The organism is Maribacter aurantiacus (genome assembly GCF_005780245.1).
Classification (GTDB): Bacteria; Bacteroidota; Bacteroidia; order Flavobacteriales; family Flavobacteriaceae; genus Maribacter; species Maribacter flavus.
Genome location: NZ_VBUK01000012.1, coordinates 12,018 through 24,735, shown reverse-complemented (window position 1 = coordinate 24,735; position 12,718 = coordinate 12,018). Strand labels below are relative to the sequence as shown.

The following is a 12,718-nucleotide window of genomic DNA, read 5'->3' as shown; positions in this document are numbered from 1 at the left end:
ACAGGCACCCATGACCGTACTACATCCTGCTTATTTTCCCAATGTGGCTTTTTTCAGTGTGTATTTAAACGCTAGGGATGTGGTGTTGGAAAAACAGGACAACTATCAAAAACAGACCTACAGGAACCGGGCGTATATCTGTACGGACCGTGGCAGACATCTTTTAAGTATTCCCATCGTGCACACCAAAGGTGCCACAGGCAGGCAGTACTACAAGGATGTGAAACTGGACAATTCCTATCCATGGCAACGCCAGCATTGGAGAACCTTGGAAACTGCTTACAGAACTTCGCCGTTTTTCGAGTTTTACGAAGATGAAATCAAACCTTTGTACGAAAAGGAATTCGAGCTCCTCTTGGATTTCAATTTGGCTTCCATCCAAACCATCTGTGATTGCCTACAATTGGACTTTGTGGATGAATTCACGGATATCTATTCCCTTGAGTATGAAAAAGATTATCGGTATTTGGTAAATGCAAAAAAAGAGTTGCCGTACGAATTTCCCGAATATGTGCAGGTTTTTGGAGACCGACATGGGTTTATCCCCAACCTGAGCATTCTAGACGTACTTTTCAATTTAGGTCCCAACACCGCCGGGTATATTTCCGATATAGAAATATCCATGCCCGATGCTTAGGTTCTTGGTACACTACGGGATTCATTTTATAGTCCCCATACTTGTTGCCTTATTTTTTTTTAAGGAACATCGGTTGAAAGTGGCTTTGATACTTTTAGCGGGAATTGTTCTGGATGTAGATCATCTTTTGGCTTCGCCCATTTTTGATGCCGATAGATGTAGTATCAACTTCCACCCATTGCACACTTATTGGGCGATCGGTATGTATTGTTTGATGCTTTTTTGGAAAACCACCCGAATCTGGGGTATCGCCTTTTTAATCCATATGGTGGCGGATTTGGCCGACTGTCTATTTATCCGAAACAACCTGTAGGACGGCCATGATGGGCTCGTGATCGGACAGACTTACCTTATAATTTTTATGTGCCAACACCTCGATATTTGGGTCGGTCAAGATAAAATCGATTCGCAATGGGAATTTCCAAAAGTTGATGGTCCTACCATAGCCGTTTCCCTTTTCCACGAAGGTATCGGCCATATCCTGTTTAAGCTCCTGATAGGCATAGGAATATTGGGTATTGTTCATATCGGCACAAACGATTTTGCTATGCCCCACCCCGTTCATGTGTTGCCTGATCAAATCTGCCTGTTCCTGTTGTTTCGCAAAGGAATTTCGCAATCTTCCCAATAATCTATCCGATCGCTCCCGTTTCAGGCTTCTGGGACGCACCTTTAAGGATTCCAAATGAAGATTGTATACGCGAAGGGTATCCTTTTGGTACAGTACATCCACAAAACTGGCCCCGTTCAAGGAGTTCTGAAACTCAATATCACCTTTATTGATAATCGGGTATTTGGAGTAGATGGCCATTAAGACCCCCTTTTCATGTGAACCGACCTCGTAATTCGTAAAGCTGTACGGATACTTGGTAAAAACCTCATTCCGCAAACCGTAATACCCAAACTCCTGCAAACATAGAATGTCCGGATTTTCCTTTTGGATGAACTCGGCAATTTCGGGAACAATGGGTCGGTCATAATTCCGCGGAAACCCTTCAAACCCCTGTATATTGAAACTCATGACTTTTAGGGCATTATCGTCATACGCCTCCCCGGTATTGAACTGAACAAAAGAGCCCAAGCTAAAATAGCCAACCACCAAAATGATAAAGGAGAGCCACAAACGTTTTGGCTGGACCATGAGCCAATATAAAAGAAATAGAAAGTTTGAAATCACCAACACGGGAACAGGGAGGCTTAAGAAGGAAAGGGTGGCCGATTTCATGTATTGTGCAACACAGGCCAATAGCAATGCCAACGAAAAAACAATATTTAACCCGTAAACGGTTTTACCCCAGAGAGTCATACGCCAATTTGAATCTATTCCTTACCTGCCTTAAAAAGAAAGTCCTTTTCCGCTTTGGAAAGACTTTCATAACCGGACTTGCTGATTTTGTCCAAAATGGCATCAATTTTTTTCTGCTTGCTCTGGGCATCATAATCGGTTGTACTTCTATTGGAAGGGGCACTTTGGTTCCTGTATACCGTTTTTAAGGGAGCCTTTTTTTCGGTGCGCTTGAATAGATTGGCAATACTGTCAAAAAAATTTGAAAACCCGGCCCCTATATCATTGCCCTTGAACAATTGACTCGCGTACAGATATCCCAGCAAAGCACCTCCCAAATGGGCCAAATGCCCCCCTGCATTCCCGCTGGTGGGCAGTTGGATCAAATCCATCAAAATAACGAATACCCCAATATACCAGAGCTTTACATTGAAGAAAATGACCCGTACTTCCTGGTTGGGAATATAGGTGCAAATAAAGATAAGAATGGCACTCGCACCGGCCGAGGCGCCAATCAATGCGGCGTTCACATTAAAGAATGCCGGAAATATGTTATAGCCCAGCATAAAAAACAAGCCCCCAAGGATAACGCCCAAAAAGTACACGTTCAAAAACCGCCTGCCATCAAAAAGGTTCAAAAAAATTCGGCCTACAAAAAAAATAAGCAGCATGTTCCAGAACAAATGTCCAAGTCCGCCATGAAAAAAGGAATACGTAATAATGGACCAGGGCTGCATCAAAAACCCGAAGAAATCATTGGGCAGCTCAAACCATTGGACAATCGCGTTTTTGGAGAAGCCAAATAGAAATGGAATAAGTGCGTTGACAATATATACCACCACGTTGATCGCGATAAGCTTCTCGGCCACACTTAAGCGTGCATATTGATATTTTAAATCGAATCCTGCCATTATCTGTCCCAGCGATTATTGTTAAACTGATTCTTTTTCCAATACCACATCATTATAAAACCTACAAGCGCACCTCCAACATGGGCAAAATGTGCAATTCCCTGTCCGAAAATTCCATAGCCCGTAATCCCCGAAAACAAATCCAAACCGATCAATACAGGAATGAAATACTTTGCCTTGATGGGAACCGGAAGAAAAATTAGGAAAAGTTCACTGTTGGGGTAGGACATCCCAAAGGCCACCAATACACCATAAATGGCCCCGGAAGCACCAACGGCCGGTGTGTGATAGGCGCTTAAAAAATTGTCGACAGTTGATTTTCCAGCTATGTTATACCACTCCGTATTGTACTGCCCCCTAGTAACAATGTCCATAACAGAACTTTCCGATACTCCGGAACTAACGATGGCATTGAGTCCTTCCTGAAAGTAATAATAGTTGACCCCGGTATGGAGCAAGGCTGCCCCTAATCCCGCGGAAAAATAAAAGAACAGAAACTTATTTCGACCCCACATACGCTCCAAGGGTGTTCCAAATGCGTAAAGGGCGTACATATTGAAGAGGATATGCATAAACCCACCATGCATGAACATATGGGTCAAAATTTGCCAGATTGCGAAATTCTCGTTTTTTGGAAACCAAAGCGAGAACCATTGATACATTTGGTCCCCATAAATCTGTGTGGCAACAAAAAATAAAATATTGATGATCAATAAGTGCTTTATCGCCTCGGTTAGTCTGCTCATTTATATAAATTTTCTATCAATATCGGTTTCTGTAATCGTGGTATAGGTACGTTTGTTAAATGGGCTCAGGGCACTTTCCTTGCAGGCAAAGAGGTCGTTTACCAAACCTACCTGCGAACGTTCGTCCAACACCTCCCCGGTCTTAACGGATAGGGTCTTGGCCAAGGTCTTTGCCAACATATCCACCTGTGAAAAACTATCTTCGGCAACTTCCATTTGAAAATCGGAGATGAGCTGTTCCATAACCATTTGCACCTCACTTTCCGTAACCACTACTGGCACGCCTTTCACTTCCACCGTTTCGGGGGTAATATCGCCAAAGACAAATCCCACCGCACAAAGACTTTCTTTTATTTCCTTCAGTATGGATATTTCGCCCCGGGTAAAATTTAGATTCAGCGGGAACAATAATTGTTGGCTCACCGCCTCCTTGATGGTTATATTCTTTAAAAACCTTTCGTAAAGCACCCTTTGGTGTGCCCTGCTCTGGTTGATGATCAACATCCCGGACTTTATGGTGGAAACAATGTATTTCTTTCGTAGCTGAAAGGTAGTCGTTACAGATTCCTGGGTTTCCACCGAAGTATCAAAAATAGTGTTATTGATACCTTCGGATTCCATTTCCAGGATACCTATGTCCCGCTGGGGCAATTTTCGTTCCAAGCCATGGTACATGCTTTCCCATCCCTTGGCACTCGGTTGTCTGGAATACCCGGATGCGTTATTGGTTCCCGATTTCTCAAAGGGATTAAAACTGGAGTCGACCGTTATACTGGGCAGCGATACCGCTTTGTCCCTAAAATCGTATGGGGTCTCCAAATTCTGGTCCTTTTCAAAATCCAGGGACGGGGCCACATTGAACTGGCCCAAACTATGCTTTATGGTCGATTTTAGATACGCGTACAGGGTATGCTCGTCGTCGAACTTCACTTCGGTCTTTGTGGGGTGTATATTGATGTCTATAGTTGCCGGATCCACTTCAAGACAAATAAAATAACCCGGATGCATTCCAGGTTTTATCAATCCCTCAAAGGCGCCCAAAACGGCGTGGTGCAAATACGGACTCTTGATGAATCTATCATTGGCAAAAAAGAACTGCTCCCCCCTACTCTTTTTGGCAAATTCCGGCTTTTGGACGTATCCTGTAATTTTCACCACCTGGGTTTCCTCGTTTAAAGGTACTAATTTCTCGTTGGTCTTTCGCCCAAAAATCTGAACGATGCGCTTTCTAAAATCATTGGCAGGAAGATTAATGACCTCACTGCCATTATTATAAAAACTGAACGAAACCTGCGGATGCGCCAGAGCCACCCTGTGAAATTCATCCGTAATATGCCTGAATTCCACTTGATCCGACTTCAAAAAATTACGCCGTGCCGGAATATTGAAAAAGAGATTTTTCACCATCATGGAAGTCCCTTTGGGCACTACGGCAACTTCCTGACTTATAACCTTACTACCCTCAATTTTTATATGGGTACCTACCTCATCCTCAGCGGTACGCGTCATCATTTCTACGTGTGCAATGGCCGCTATGGAGGCGAGGGCCTCGCCCCTAAAACCTTTGGTATGCAAGTTAAAAAGGTCTTCGGCCTTTTGGATTTTGGAGGTAGCGTGCCGTTCAAAACTCAAACGGGCATCCGTATCGCTCATACCAATGCCATTGTCCACCACCTGAATCAAGGTTTTCCCCCCATCCTTTACGATCAATTTTATGTCGGTCGATTGGGCATCAATGGCGTTTTCCAGCAACTCCTTTACCACGGAGGCCGGTCGTTGCACTACTTCTCCCGCTGCGATTTGGTTGGCAACGTGATCGGGTAAAAGTCTAATAATATCCGCCATTATCGGGAAAAAAATATGGAGAGATCGAAATCAATTATATATAGGAAAATCAAAATGAGAATGGCCAAGATAATCACGAATCGGATTTTTACGTTTCTATCGCCCTCTCTTCGGGAATCTTCCAGGGCATTGCTGATCTTGTTCTTCAAACCCCGTTGATTATTGAGGGTACTTCGAAACTGATCAAACTTGGGCTCTATCCGGTAGGGGCTTCCTTTGCCCTTATCGTCATAAAATCTAGGATTGTACTCGAACCTTCTGTTTTTTCGTAAACGCGTTATTTTACTCAGAAATCCCATAGCTTCAAAGTTACTCAAAATAGCAAAAAGCCCCTTACAAGGATCCCCAAAATTTGTTAACACGCCACATTGCCTGGCAATCTCAATTATTTAGGAAATGAGCCATAATAAGTCTTGATACCCACCTTGATTGTTATTGGCGAAATCAAAGATTCATGAACACCTTTTGAAAATACAATAAACAGCGATGTGAATAATTGCATCTGACCTTTTAAAAATTTTAAATATGAACAGATGAAAATATGGAGCAAGTAAGATGGAATGAAAAGGAAACGGCTAATTGCCCAACACGGCCATTTTAATTGCAGCGATGGCAGCTTCGGCACCTTTATTACCGTGTTTTCCACCACTTCGGTCAATGGCCTGTTGCATGGTATTGTCCGTTAGGACACAAAAAATGACGGGAACATTAAATTGTACGTTGAGGTCCTTGATACCCTGCGCGGTAGCGCTACAGACAAAATCAAAATGTTTGGTCTCACCCTGTATGACACTCCCTATGGCAATGACCGCGTCCGGTTTTTCCTGTTGTATCAGTTTTTTACAGCCATAGGTAAGCTCGAAACTTCCTGGTACGTTCCACCGTATGATATTGGACGCCTGGGCACCGCAATCCAACAAGGTCATTTCGGCCCCTTGGTACAGCCCTTCCGTGATGTTGGAATTCCACTCAGAAACAACGATCCCAAACCGAAGGTGCTTCGCGTTTGGGATGGTGTCCTTATCGTATTCCGATAGATTTTTGTTCTCCGTGGCCATTATGCGCCAGTTTTGGCTATACCGATAAAAGCATCGATGGAAGTGGCCGCTTGGGAACCCGAAAATTCGTCCTTGATTCTTTGGAAGTACTCCAAAGCTTTTGTCTTATTTCCCATTTCCAAGGCAGTGACCCCGGCCTTGTACAGGAATTTGGGCGTTGTATATTCGTTATTGCTGTGCTGGAAAGCGGCCTCGTAATAGCCCAAAGCATCGGAGGGTTGGTCCAATTGCATAAAGGCATCTCCAAGACCACCTTTTGCCAGAGCCCCTAAAATGGCATCATCGGATTTAAAATCCTCCAAATAATCAATGGCTTCCTGGTACTTATTCATGTTCAAATAGGACATGCCTGCGGAATAATTGGCCAAATTGGCTGCCTTGGTACCACTGTATTCCTCAATAATATCCAAGAAACCATATTTACCTTCTGCACCTTCCAAGGCAAGCGTGAACAGGGAATCCTTTGCCGTGGTGCTGTTCAAGGCCTGGTCAAAATACTGCTGCGGATAATACATTTCGTTGGCGGCGTTCGCCTCCTTTGGCTTCAATACAAATTGATTATAGGCCAAATACCCCAATACGGCTACGGCGACCACACCAATGATTCCTAAGATGTAATTCTGATTCTTAGAAACCCATTCTTCGGTCCTGGAAGCACCTTCATCCAAGGAACTAAAAACTTCCGCGGTAGTACTTTCCTGCTCTTCAAACTCCTGAGCCTCAACCTTTGTTTTGGGCTTAAATCCTCTTTTCTTGTATGTTGCCATCTCTATTTTTATTGGTCGCGCAAAAATAAAGTTTTTATTGAAATCCAATAGTGTATTTATTCGTTATTTTTGGAAGTCCAAGCAATGGATGCACTTTGCGCAATAAAAACTCGAATCTTTTAATGTATTTAAAGAGCCTTTCCCTTCTTAACTACAAAAACTTTGAATCCAAAAATCTGGAGTTTGACTCCAAGATCAACTGTTTTGTGGGGGATAATGGTGTTGGAAAAACCAATATCCTGGATTCCATTTACCATCTATCCTTTGGCAAGAGCTACTTTAACCCCGTTTCCTCCCAAAACATAAAGCATGATGCCGATTTCTTTGTAATAGAAGGGCACTTTCAAAAGGAGGACAAAGAGGAAAAAATAGTATGTAGCTTAAAAAAAGGAAATAAAAAAATCATCAAACGAAACGGAAAACCGTACGAGAAATTTGCGGACCATATTGGGGTATTGCCACTGGTAATAATTTCCCCGGCCGACAGGGACCTGATTTTGGAAGGGAGCGATGTCCGCCGAAAATTTATGGATGGGGTCATTGCCCAGTCGGACAAGGAGTACTTGCAACACCTGATAAATTACAACAAAGTCCTCTCGCAAAGAAACGCGCTTTTAAAGTACTTTGCCGCCAACCATACTTTTGACAAGGCCACATTATCCGTTTACAACGGGCAATTGGAAAATTACGGTACGGAAATATTCAAAAATCGGGTGAAGTTTCTGGAGGACTTCATACCCATTTTCAAGGAGCAGTACAAGGCTATCACCAACAATACTGAAGATGTAAACCTCACGTATGAAAGCAAACTGCTCTCCGAAAGCCTGGGTTCCCTCTTACAGAAAAACTTGGAAAAGGACAGGGCCCTTCAATACACGAGCGTGGGTATTCACAAGGACGATTTAAATTTCTCCATTAGGGAGTATCCCATCAAGAAATTTGGTAGCCAAGGACAGCAAAAGTCCTTTTTGATCTCCTTAAAATTCGCACAGTTCCATTTTATGCGCAATTTGTCACAGACCAATCCCATTTTGCTATTGGATGATATTTTTGACAAACTGGATGAAAACAGGGTTTCCCATATCATTTCCTTGGTGAACAAGGAAAACTTCGGCCAGATTTTTGTGAGTGACACCCATGCCGACCGGACTGAAGCCGTTGTAAAAAAAATACATCAGTCGTATAAGATTTTTAAACTTTGAACCATGAACAGGTTACTGTTTTTGTTACTGATATTCGGGGTTTCCTGCACTGACAAGGTCGCTCAGGAGGATTTACTTCATTTAAACGGATACTGGGAAATTCAGGAAGTGGAATTCCCTAATGGAAACAAAAAGGAATACCCGATGAATACCGTGGTCGATTATATCGAGTTTAAGGAAAATAACGGATTCCGAAAAAAAATGGTGCCCCGGTTCGATGGTACGTTTGAAACTTCGGACGATGCGGAACCCTTTAACATTGTTCAAGAAAACGGTGTTTTTTATTTGCGCTATGAAAATCCATTGAGCGAATGGCAGGAAAGGTTGTTATCTTTAACAGAAGATTCATTTTCCGTTGAAAATCCGGAAGGAATCCTATATCGTTTCAAACGCTTTGAACCTATAAAACTGGATTGACCATGTCCCGAAGAGAGAACGACCATTTGAGCATGCAGGATGCCCTATCTGCCTTCATAAAAAAGAACGACCTGCAGGAAGGAATTGACAAGGTGGATGTTCGTACGGCGTGGGCCAATCTTATGGGCAATGGGGTATTAAATTATACGACGGATGTGGAACTTAAAAGGGACACGCTGTTCGTTTCCCTATCTTCTTCCGTGTTACGGGAAGAACTCAGCCATGGAAAGACCAAGATTATCACCATGCTGAACGAGGAGTTGGGCAAAGAGCTCATAAAAAAATTGGTGCTGCGTTGAACAGAAATCAGTGGCAGTATGCAGTAGCAGTTTATAGTAAAAAGTTTACAATGTACAATTTTGTGCAAAAGCTACTAGCCTTAAGCGAAAAGCGCTCAGCGTAAAGCGTTCATCACAAGGCGTCTAGCTACTATCTACAACGAGCAACAAATAATAAATAACGAACAACCAAAAAGCCAATACGGTCTCCCGGAGCAAAGCGAAGGCCACAAAAAAAGGCCGTCCAAATCATTATTTGAACAGCCTTACTTTCTTAAATTAAATTTTCCTATCAATATATTTCCCTACCGGAAAAATGAAACGCTCCCTCGATAGCGGCATTGGCATCACTATCAGAACCATGTATGGCGTTTTCCGCAATATCCGTAGCGAACATCTTTCGGATGGTACCTTCCGCAGCTTCGGCAGGATTGGTAGCACCGATCAAGGCCCTAAAATCCTCCACGGCGTTCTCCTTCTCCAATATGGCTGAAACGATGGGGCCACGTGTCATAAATTCCACCAACTCCCCAAAGAAAGGCCTTTCTTTGTGTATGGCATAAAATTCCTGTGCGTCCCGTACGCTTAACTGGGTATATTTCATGGCGATGATCTTAAATCCGGCCGCCGTGATTTTTTCCAAAATAGCTCCAATGTGTCCATTTTCAACAGCATCGGGCTTAATCATGGTAAATGTTCTATTTGTAGTCATTTATTCTAAAATTTTGCGCAAAAATACGCTTTTCCCAAAGAACCACAACTTTATAGTGGTATACTCAAAGAATATGCCTTTTGAAAAGAACGAGGGTCCTGTATTCGCTTTCCTTTTAAATTGTATCTTTGCGCCCATGAATTTTGAGCAAGTAACGGCGTTGAAGAAATTGCTTTCCTCTTCAAAAAGGATTGCCATTGTACCGCATAAAAATCCGGATGGGGACGCCATTGGTTCCACCCTGGCACTTTCCCATTATCTGTCAAAAAAAGGTCATGAAACCCAAGTTCTCGCTCCAAATGATTTTCCAAAGTTCCTGAAATGGATGCCCGGGGCCACTGAAATCTTGAACTTTGAAAGGCATAATACGGAAGTAAAAAAGTATATCGAAAATGCCGATTTGATTTTCACGTTGGATTTTAACGACTTTGGACGTGTAGGCCAAATGGCGGAATGTTTGGAAAATGCATCGGCACAATTCATCATGGTGGACCATCACCAGCAACCTTCGGACTATGCGGTCATCACGTATTCCGATGTAACCATGAGCTCTACTTGCGAAATGGTCTACACCCTCATCGATGCCATGGGGGACCGTGATCTCATCGACAGCGATATAGCAAACTGCCTATATACGGGTATTATGACGGATACCGGCTCCTTCAAGTTTAAGGCTACTACCAGTAAGACACATCGCATCGTTGCGGAACTTATGGACAAAGGGGCCGATAATACGGCCATCCACGAGAAAGTCTACGATACCAACTCGCCTAGCCGATTGCACCTTTTGGGCTGTGCCCTAAAGAACATGGTCATTCTTGAAGAATTCAACACGGCCTATATTACGTTGACCCAGGAAGAACTTGATAGGTACGACTATGAAAAAGGCGATACGGAGGGCTTCGTGAATTATGGCCTTACCTTGAACAATATTCGTTTTGCGGTTATTTTTATCGAGAATAAGGATGAAGGGATCTTTAAAATTTCCTTTAGGTCCGTAGGCGATTTTTCAGTGAACGAATTTGCACGGAACCACTTCGAGGGAGGCGGACATACCAATGCCGCTGGCGGCAAAAGCGAAAAATCCTTGCAAGAGACCATCGATTACTTTATATCCCTATTACCCAACTATAAAAAAGAGTTGACAGCATGAGAACCCTTGGCGTACTTCTCGTTTTCATTTTACTTTATGGATGTCAGGGTCCTGAACCTCGCAAACCGGTCCAGCGAAAAAGCGGCAGTTATTTCAAGGAATCCATTGAAAGGAGTAGAAAATTGTTGGAGGCCGAAGAAAAAAAAATCCAGGAAATCATAAAGATCGATTCTTTAAAGCATTACACCCATAGTGCTTCCGGTTCCTGGTATCATTACCTTAGGGTGAACGACTCAACGGAGTATACCCCCCAAACGGATGATATTGTTACCATGAAATATAATCTTCTGACCTTGGATAACGACACCTTGTATTCCGAAGATGAGATAGGAACATTTACTTATAAGGTGGACAAACAGGAATTGTTTCTGGGCCTTAGAGCGGCGGTAAAGTTGTTAAAGGAAAACGAAAAGGCCACTTTCCTTTTCCCCTCGTCCATAGCTTACGGATATCATGGCGACAATAATAAAATAGGCACCAATGTGCCCCTTAAATCGACGATTACAATTTTAAACATAGAAAAACAACAGGATAATTTAGAAGAATAAATATTATGATAAAGAAAACATACCTATGGGCGGCCCTTGTCTTGCTTATGGCAAGCTGTAAAACCAGTCAGAGAGCGGATTTGGGCGATGGCCTTTTCGCCGATATCAAAACCACCCATGGCGATATTATCGTGAAACTGGAGCATGAAAAAACACCAGTTACGGTGGCCAATTTTGTATCCTTGGCCGAAGGCAACAACCCTTTTGTTAGTGAACAGTTCAAAGGGAAAAAGTATTATGACGGACTTACCTTCCACCGTGTGATGAAGGATTTTATGATACAGGGTGGAGATCCATTGGCTACGGGTACCGGGAATCCGGGCTATAAATTTATGGACGAGTTCAACGACTCTCTCATCCATGATAAAAAAGGGATACTTTCCATGGCCAATTCAGGGCCTGCGACCAACGGAAGCCAGTTCTTTATCACCCATGCTCCTACCCCATGGTTGGATAACAGGCACAGTGTTTTTGGTGAAGTTGTAGAGGGTCTGGAAGTGGTGGATTCCATCGCAGGCGTACAGGTATCCCCCGGAAATAATAAGCCTTTGGAACCCGTAAAAATGAATACCATTGAAATCATTCGTAATGGAAAGGAAGCGAAAAAATTCGATGCCGTAAAAATAATGACAGAGTATTTTGACGGGGAGGAAGAACGTCTTGCTGCCATTGAAAAGGAAAAAGCCGCAAAAAGGGCCGAAATCGAAAAAATGAAATCGGAGTTCTCATCCACTTTGGAAACTCAAAAGCAAGAGGCAAAAACCTTGGAATCCGGTCTAAAAATTCTTGTTTTGAACGAAGGCGCTGGCGAAAAACCCACAGTAGGCCAAAAAGTTGGCGTAATGTATGCCGGTTATCTGGAGGATGGTACTTTGTTTGACAGTAATTATGAAGAAGTTGCCAGAAAATATGACATGTTCGATGAGCGACGTTTACAGGGAGGCGGCTACATGCCGATACCTATGGACTACAGTCCAGAATCACCTTTAATCGCCGGTTTCAGGGAAGGTCTTTTAAGCATGAACGTTGGGGACAAGGTACGTATATTCATACCTCCACATCTTGGATATGGAGCGCAGGGGTCTGGACCCATTCCTCCCAATTCAGATTTGGTATTTGATTTGGAGATTACGGGAATACAGGAATAGTACATTTAAAG

16 protein-coding genes are annotated in these 12,718 nt (G+C 43.1%); 8 read left to right on the top strand and 8 right to left on the bottom strand.

Annotation, left to right across the window (positions count from 1 at the left end; genetic code table 11):
• Positions 1-10: 10 nt before the first annotated feature.
• Both FEK29_RS15835 and FEK29_RS15830 read left to right on the top strand, forming a co-directional pair.
• Entirely contained in the window at positions 11-637 is a 627-nt protein-coding gene (locus FEK29_RS15835) for a WbqC family protein (RefSeq protein WP_138259416.1), read from the top strand.
• The gene (locus FEK29_RS15830) at positions 630-950 is read left to right on the top strand and encodes a DUF6122 family protein (RefSeq protein ID WP_138259415.1); all 321 of its coding nucleotides are present in this window, start codon (positions 630-632) and stop codon (positions 948-950) included. Before FEK29_RS15835 ends, FEK29_RS15830 begins: the two co-directional genes overlap by 8 nt.
• Here FEK29_RS15830 and FEK29_RS15825 read toward each other — a convergent pair.
• The 7 genes from FEK29_RS15825 to FEK29_RS15795 all read right to left on the bottom strand — a co-directional run bounded on the left by FEK29_RS15825 (position 927) and on the right by FEK29_RS15795 (position 7,249).
• Positions 927-1,943: an endonuclease/exonuclease/phosphatase family protein gene (locus tag FEK29_RS15825; protein WP_138259414.1), complete on the bottom strand. Its 1,017-nt coding sequence runs from the start codon at positions 1,941-1,943 to the stop codon at positions 927-929. The genes FEK29_RS15830 and FEK29_RS15825 overlap by 24 nt on opposite strands.
• Before the next feature lie 14 nt (positions 1,944-1,957).
• Positions 1,958-2,833 (bottom strand): rhomboid family intramembrane serine protease, encoded by an 876-nt coding sequence (locus FEK29_RS15820; RefSeq protein ID WP_138259413.1) that lies wholly within the window; start codon positions 2,831-2,833, stop codon positions 1,958-1,960.
• The gene (locus FEK29_RS15815; protein WP_138259412.1) at positions 2,833-3,579 is read right to left on the bottom strand and encodes a rhomboid family intramembrane serine protease; all 747 of its coding nucleotides are present in this window, start codon (positions 3,577-3,579) and stop codon (positions 2,833-2,835) included. The genes FEK29_RS15820 and FEK29_RS15815 overlap by 1 nt, the downstream gene beginning before the upstream one ends.
• The gene (gene mutL / locus FEK29_RS15810) at positions 3,580-5,424 is read right to left on the bottom strand and encodes a DNA mismatch repair endonuclease MutL (protein ID WP_138259411.1); all 1,845 of its coding nucleotides are present in this window, start codon (positions 5,422-5,424) and stop codon (positions 3,580-3,582) included.
• The gene (locus FEK29_RS15805) at positions 5,424-5,723 is read right to left on the bottom strand and encodes a riboflavin synthase subunit beta (protein ID WP_138259410.1); all 300 of its coding nucleotides are present in this window, start codon (positions 5,721-5,723) and stop codon (positions 5,424-5,426) included. Before FEK29_RS15805 ends, mutL begins: the two co-directional genes overlap by 1 nt.
• 276 nt (positions 5,724-5,999) lie before the next feature.
• Entirely contained in the window at positions 6,000-6,482 is a 483-nt protein-coding gene (ribH, locus tag FEK29_RS15800) for a 6,7-dimethyl-8-ribityllumazine synthase (protein ID WP_138259409.1), read from the bottom strand.
• A complete protein-coding gene (locus FEK29_RS15795) occupies positions 6,482-7,249 on the bottom strand; it encodes a tetratricopeptide repeat protein (RefSeq protein WP_138259408.1) in 768 nt (255 codons plus the stop codon). Before FEK29_RS15795 ends, ribH begins: the two co-directional genes overlap by 1 nt.
• Before the next feature lie 122 nt (positions 7,250-7,371).
• Here FEK29_RS15795 and recF point away from each other — a divergent pair, with 122 nt between their 5' ends.
• The 3 genes from recF to FEK29_RS15780 are packed head-to-tail and all read left to right on the top strand — an operon-like array spanning position 7,372 to position 9,167.
• Positions 7,372-8,451 carry a DNA replication/repair protein RecF gene (gene recF / locus FEK29_RS15790; RefSeq protein WP_138259407.1) on the top strand — a complete coding sequence of 360 codons (1,080 nt, stop codon included), beginning with the start codon at positions 7,372-7,374 and terminating at the stop codon, positions 8,449-8,451.
• Positions 8,452-8,454: 3 nt separating this feature from the next.
• On the top strand, positions 8,455-8,868 hold the full coding sequence (locus FEK29_RS15785; RefSeq protein ID WP_138259406.1) for a lipocalin-like domain-containing protein: 414 nt from the start codon (positions 8,455-8,457) through the stop codon (positions 8,866-8,868).
• Positions 8,869-8,870: 2 nt separating this feature from the next.
• Positions 8,871-9,167: a DUF721 domain-containing protein gene (locus FEK29_RS15780; RefSeq protein ID WP_138259405.1), complete on the top strand. Its 297-nt coding sequence runs from the start codon at positions 8,871-8,873 to the stop codon at positions 9,165-9,167.
• Between the two features lie 271 nt (positions 9,168-9,438).
• Here FEK29_RS15780 and FEK29_RS15775 read toward each other — a convergent pair whose 3' ends face one another.
• A complete protein-coding gene (locus FEK29_RS15775) occupies positions 9,439-9,858 on the bottom strand; it encodes a nucleoside-diphosphate kinase (RefSeq protein WP_138259404.1) in 420 nt (139 codons plus the stop codon).
• A gap of 136 nt (positions 9,859-9,994) precedes the next feature.
• Between FEK29_RS15775 and FEK29_RS15770 the strand changes: the two genes are divergently transcribed.
• From FEK29_RS15770 to FEK29_RS15760, 3 genes are read left to right on the top strand one after another with little or no spacing between them, the layout of a single operon-like run.
• Positions 9,995-11,011, top strand: coding sequence for a DHH family phosphoesterase (locus FEK29_RS15770; RefSeq protein WP_138259470.1), 1,017 nt, complete (start codon positions 9,995-9,997; stop codon positions 11,009-11,011).
• A complete protein-coding gene (gldI, locus tag FEK29_RS15765; RefSeq protein WP_138259403.1) occupies positions 11,008-11,559 on the top strand; it encodes a gliding motility-associated peptidyl-prolyl isomerase GldI in 552 nt (183 codons plus the stop codon). The genes FEK29_RS15770 and gldI overlap by 4 nt, the downstream gene beginning before the upstream one ends.
• A gap of 8 nt (positions 11,560-11,567) precedes the next feature.
• On the top strand, positions 11,568-12,707 hold the full coding sequence (locus FEK29_RS15760; protein ID WP_394347775.1) for a peptidylprolyl isomerase: 1,140 nt from the start codon (positions 11,568-11,570) through the stop codon (positions 12,705-12,707).
• Positions 12,708-12,718: the final 11 nt, after the last annotated feature.

Excerpts from the sequence above, each read along its gene's own strand:
- FEK29_RS15820 (WP_138259413.1), bottom strand. The coding sequence starts at position 2,833 with ATGGCAGGATTCGATTTAAAATATCAATATGCACGCTTAAGTGTGGCC.
- FEK29_RS15835 (WP_138259416.1), top strand. The coding sequence starts at position 11 with ATGACCGTACTACATCCTGCTTATTTTCCCAATGTGGCTTTTTTCAGT.
- FEK29_RS15780 (WP_138259405.1), top strand. The coding sequence starts at position 8,871 with ATGTCCCGAAGAGAGAACGACCATTTGAGCATGCAGGATGCCCTATCT.
- FEK29_RS15775 (WP_138259404.1), bottom strand. The coding sequence starts at position 9,858 with ATGACTACAAATAGAACATTTACCATGATTAAGCCCGATGCTGTTGAA.
- mutL (WP_138259411.1), bottom strand. The coding sequence starts at position 5,424 with ATGGCGGATATTATTAGACTTTTACCCGATCACGTTGCCAACCAAATC.
- FEK29_RS15830 (WP_138259415.1), top strand. The coding sequence starts at position 630 with ATGCTTAGGTTCTTGGTACACTACGGGATTCATTTTATAGTCCCCATA.
- FEK29_RS15805 (WP_138259410.1), bottom strand. The coding sequence starts at position 5,723 with ATGGGATTTCTGAGTAAAATAACGCGTTTACGAAAAAACAGAAGGTTC.
- FEK29_RS15795 (WP_138259408.1), bottom strand. The coding sequence starts at position 7,249 with ATGGCAACATACAAGAAAAGAGGATTTAAGCCCAAAACAAAGGTTGAG.
- FEK29_RS15815 (WP_138259412.1), bottom strand. The coding sequence starts at position 3,579 with ATGAGCAGACTAACCGAGGCGATAAAGCACTTATTGATCATCAATATT.
- FEK29_RS15770 (WP_138259470.1), top strand. The coding sequence starts at position 9,995 with ATGAATTTTGAGCAAGTAACGGCGTTGAAGAAATTGCTTTCCTCTTCA.
- gldI (WP_138259403.1), top strand. The coding sequence starts at position 11,008 with ATGAGAACCCTTGGCGTACTTCTCGTTTTCATTTTACTTTATGGATGT.
- FEK29_RS15785 (WP_138259406.1), top strand. The coding sequence starts at position 8,455 with ATGAACAGGTTACTGTTTTTGTTACTGATATTCGGGGTTTCCTGCACT.
- ribH (WP_138259409.1), bottom strand. The coding sequence starts at position 6,482 with ATGGCCACGGAGAACAAAAATCTATCGGAATACGATAAGGACACCATC.
- recF (WP_138259407.1), top strand. The coding sequence starts at position 7,372 with ATGTATTTAAAGAGCCTTTCCCTTCTTAACTACAAAAACTTTGAATCC.
- FEK29_RS15825 (WP_138259414.1), bottom strand. The coding sequence starts at position 1,943 with ATGACTCTCTGGGGTAAAACCGTTTACGGGTTAAATATTGTTTTTTCG.